Source organism: Paratractidigestivibacter sp. (assembly GCF_052362415.1).
GTDB lineage: Bacteria > Actinomycetota > Coriobacteriia > Coriobacteriales > Atopobiaceae > Paratractidigestivibacter.
Window position 1 is genome coordinate 28,789 of sequence record NZ_DAWEMK010000014.1, and the last position, 4,170, is coordinate 32,958.

At 68.0% G+C, this 4,170-nt stretch carries 6 protein-coding genes; all 6 read left to right on the top strand.

Features of this window, described 5'->3' with window-relative positions:
* Window positions 1-44 precede the first annotated feature (44 nt).
* Window positions 45-290: a KH domain-containing protein gene (locus tag ACT84W_RS02780; RefSeq protein ID WP_444328138.1), complete on the top strand. Its 246-nt coding sequence runs from the start codon at window positions 45-47 to the stop codon at window positions 288-290.
* Window positions 291-294: 4 nt separating this feature from the next.
* On the top strand, window positions 295-822 hold the full coding sequence (locus tag ACT84W_RS02785; protein WP_432290794.1) for a ribosome maturation factor RimM: 528 nt from the start codon (window positions 295-297) through the stop codon (window positions 820-822).
* Window positions 819-1,571, top strand: a complete 753-nt coding sequence (gene trmD / locus ACT84W_RS02790) for a tRNA (guanosine(37)-N1)-methyltransferase TrmD (protein WP_444328136.1) — start codon at window positions 819-821, stop codon at window positions 1,569-1,571. The genes ACT84W_RS02785 and trmD overlap by 4 nt, the downstream gene beginning before the upstream one ends.
* Window positions 1,561-2,121, top strand: coding sequence for a signal peptidase I (gene lepB, locus ACT84W_RS02795; protein WP_417576539.1), 561 nt, complete (start codon window positions 1,561-1,563; stop codon window positions 2,119-2,121). Before trmD ends, lepB begins: the two co-directional genes overlap by 11 nt.
* Window positions 2,122-2,158: 37 nt before the next feature.
* Complete coding sequence (locus ACT84W_RS02800) at window positions 2,159-3,070, top strand: glycine--tRNA ligase subunit alpha (protein WP_432290792.1); 912 nt, start codon at window positions 2,159-2,161, stop codon at window positions 3,068-3,070.
* The coding region (gene glyS / locus ACT84W_RS02805) for a glycine--tRNA ligase subunit beta (protein WP_444328137.1) at window positions 3,071-4,170 on the top strand (1,100 nt) is incomplete at its 3' end.

Genomic DNA, 4,170 nt, shown 5'->3' on the forward strand with positions numbered 1-4,170 from the left:
AGACCACCGAAAGCGTCGAGCTCTCGGGCACGGACTCCGAGGAGATGCCCTCCGATAAGGTCGCTGACCTTGTGGAGTACATCGTCTGCGGCCTGGTGGACGACGAGGACTCCGTTTCCCTCGACGTCACCGACTCCGAGAACGGCTCCCTCATCGAGGTCAGCTGCTCCGAGGAGGACGCCGGTCGCGTGATCGGCCGCAAAGGCCGCACCATCAAGGCTATCCGCACCCTCGCGCGCGCCCTTGGGCAGCGCGTGGGCACCGAGGTCGAGGTCGAGGTCCTGGGTTAGGTTCATGCGAGAGCGTTATAGATGCATAGCCCGTGTGGTCAAGCCGCACGGTAAGCGTGGGGAGGTCGTGACGGTTCCCGTTCACGGCCTTCCCGCCGTATTGAGCGAGGGCCTGCGCGTCTGTGTCGTGCCGCCCCTGCTCAAGGGCGAGCGTTGGCACACGGTCGAGTCCTGCTCCTCGGACGACCGCGAGGGACAGCTCGTCTCGTTATCCGGGGTGTCGTCGCTCGACGCCGCCTCCAAGATCCGCGGCAGGTACCTGCTCGCGGCCGAGGCTGACCTGCCCGAGGGGCTCGATCTGCTGGACGCCGAGGGCCTTTGCGGCCGCGAGGTGGCCGACGCCCAGGCGGGGCCTTTGGGCACCATCGCCGAGGTCATGCGCGGCCCCGCCAACGACGTCTGGGTCGTCCGCGACGGCGGGCGCGAGCTTCTGCTCCCCGTCATCGACTCCGTGGTCAGCGAGGTGCCCGAGGCGGGTCCCATCACGGTGGACGCGACCGGTTTTCTGGGGGAATGGGGGAGCGGCGCATGATCTTCGAGACCATCTCGGTCTTCCCCGGGGTCTTCGACGCGTACCTCTCGGCCTCCATCATGGGCCGTGCCGAGCGTGCCGGCATAGCGGAGTTCGCCCACCACGACCTGCGCGACTGGACCCATGACCGTCACCGCACCGTGGACGACGCGCCCTTCGGGGGCGGCCAGGGCATGCTCATGAAGCCAGCGCCCATCTACGAGGCCGTCCGCGCCGTCAAGGCCGCGAGGCCGGAGCGCGCCCACGTCGTGTTCTTCTCGCCGGTGGGGGAGCCCTACACGCAGCGGTGCGCAGAGAGGCTCGCCGACGAGGAGCGGCTCGTCTTCGTCTGCGGCCGCTACGAGGGCATGGACGAGCGCTGTTACGAGCTCGCCGACGACGTGTTCTCGCTGGGCGACTACGTCCTCACCGGCGGTGAGCTCCCCGCCATGGTCGTCATCGACTCCGTCGTGAGGCTCCTGCCCGGCGCCCTCGGCGACCAGATGAGCGCCGTCGACGAGTCCTTCTCGGCCTCCGGGCTGCTCGAGTACGCGCAGTACACCCGCCCCGCGAGCTTCGAGGGGATGGACGTGCCGGAGGTGCTGCTGTCGGGCGACCACGCGAAGGTCGACGCCTGGCGGCGAAAAAACGCCGTGGAGCGCACCGCGCGCCGGCGCCCCGACCTGCTCGCGACCGCGGACCTGACCGATGAGGAGCGCGGGCTCGCCCGCGAGGCCGCGCGCGAAGGGGGTAGCCCGAATGAGCAATGAGGAGCCGGAGAAGGGCGCGCTGAGATCTATCCTCGACGTCGTCGCCACCATCGCCGTGGCCATCGTCGCGGCGCTGCTTCTGCGCACCTTCGTCATCGGCGTCTACGTCGTCCCCACGGGCTCGATGCTCGACACCATCCAGGAAGGCGACATGCTCGTCGGTGAGAAGGTCACCCTCCATTGGGACGCGCCGCACGTGGGCGACGTCGTCACCTTCGACAGCCCCCTCGAGCCTGGCACCGTCCTCATCAAGCGCGTCGTCGCCACCGCCGGCCAGACGATCGACCTTCGCGACGGCGTCCTCTACGTCGACGGGCAGGCGCGCGCTGAGGCCTACACCGAGGGCAAGCCGACCGAGTCGCTCTCCGGCCTGCAGGGGTCCGCGGGCATCCAGTACCCGTACACGGTCCCCGCGGGCTGCGTGTTCTGCATGGGCGACAACCGCACCAACTCCCTCGACTCACGTTACTTCGGCCCTGTATCGGTGGATGCCGTATCATCGAAGGGTCTGTTCATCTACTGGCCGCTCACCGACGCGCGCACGCTCTAGGCGCCGGCGGGCGAGGCAAGAAGAAGGAAGCACGAATATGAACAAGTCCGCGCTTACGTTCCAGGACATGATCCTCGAGCTCGAGCGGTATTGGGCCGACAAGGGCTGCACCGTCATGCAGCCCTACGACTCCGAGGTCGGCGCCGGCACGTTCCACACGGCCACGACCCTGCGCAGCCTCGGCCCCAACGCCTGGCGCACCTGCTACCCGCAGCCCTGCCGCCGCCCCGCCGACGGCCGCTACGGCGAGAACCCCAACCGCATGCAGCACTACTACCAGTTCCAGGTCATCCTGAAGCCCTGCCCGACCGACTCGCAGGACCTCTACCTCGGCTCGCTCAAGGCGATCGGCCTCGACCCCGCCGAGCACGACGTCCGCTTCGTCGAGGACGACTGGGAGAGCCCGACCCTGGGCGCCTGGGGCCTCGGCTGGGAGGTCTGGATGGATGGCATGGAGGTCACGCAGTACACGTACTTCCAGCAGGTCGGCGGCATCGAGGTCGACCCCGTCCCCGTCGAGATCACCTACGGCCTCGAGCGCATCGCCATGTACGCGCAGGGCGTCGACTCCGTCTATGATCTCATCTGGTCCTACCTGCCCGACGGAACGCCGATGACCTACGGCGACGTCTTCCACGAGAACGAGGTCGAGTTCTCGACCTACAACTTCGAGGTCGCGAACGTCGACATGATGCGCCGCAAGTTCGACGAGTACGAGGCCGAGTGCCACTCCTGCCTCGACCGCAAGCTCCCGCTGCCCGCCTACGACTGCGTCATGAAGTGCAGCCACGCGTTCAACATCCTCGACGCCCGCGGCGCCATCTCGGCGACTGAGCGCGCCAACTACATCCTGCGCGTCCGCGCCGTCGCTAAGGCCTGCTGCGAGAGCTACCTCGCCGAGGTCGCCGGCAAGAAAGACACGTACTCCACGAAGGGCGAGGTGGCCTAAATGGCAGACACCAAGGATTTCCTGCTCGAGATAGGCACCGAGGAGATGCCCTCGGCTCCTCTCATCAATGCATCCAAGCAGCTCCCCAAGCTCGTCGTGAAGATGCTCGACGAGGCCGGGCTCTCTCACGGCGCCGTCCGCGTCGTCTCTTCCCCGCGCCGCCTCGCGGCCATCGTCGAGGGCGTCGCCTGCGCCACCGAGGCCGTCAATGAGGTCAAGCGCGGCCCCAAGGCTCAGATCGCCTTTGACGCCGACGGCAACCCCACCAAGGCCGCCTCGGGCTTCGCCCGCAAGTGCGGCATCGACGCCTCCGAGCTCACGCGCAAGGTCGCCGAGGACGGCAACGAGTACGTCTTCGCCGAGAAGAACGTCCCCTCGGCCCCCGCGATGCCGATCCTTTCCGCCCTCGGGCACGACGTCATCGCCGCCATCGAGTGGCCGAACTACCGCTCCCAGCGCTGGGGCTCCGAGCACGAGACCTTCGTGCGCCCGATCCGCTGGATCTGCGCTCTGCTCGGAACCGAGGTCGTCCCCGTGTCCTACGCCGACGTGACGAGCGGCAACACCACTCGCGGCCACCGCGTCCTCGCCCCCGGCGAGCACGTCGTCTCCGAGCCCGCCGCCTACGAGCAGGTGCTCAAGGACGCCTTCGTCCTGGGCGCCGAGGCCCGCGAGGCCGCTATCCGCGAGGGCATCGCCGCCATCGAGGCCGCGCGCCCCGGCTCCCGCGTCGACACGCCCAAGCGCATCTTCGACGAGGTCGTGAACCTCTGCGAGTGGCCGACCGTGCTCGTCGGCACCTTCGACGAGGAGTTCCTCCGCGTGCCGCAGGAGATCATCTGCGAGTCCATGCTCTCCAACCAGCGCTACTTCCCGATCTTCGACGCCGAGGGCAAGCTCACCCGCGAGTTCGTGATCGTCTCGAACGCCGACCCCAAGGTCTCCGACACGGTCGTCGCCGGCAACGAGCGCGTCGTGCGCCCGCGCCTCGATGACGCGAAATTCTTCTTCGACGAGGACCTCAAGCACCCGATGGAGGACTTCGTCCAGCGCCTGGGCATCGTCACCTTCCAGGAGAAGCTCGGCACCACTCTGCAGAA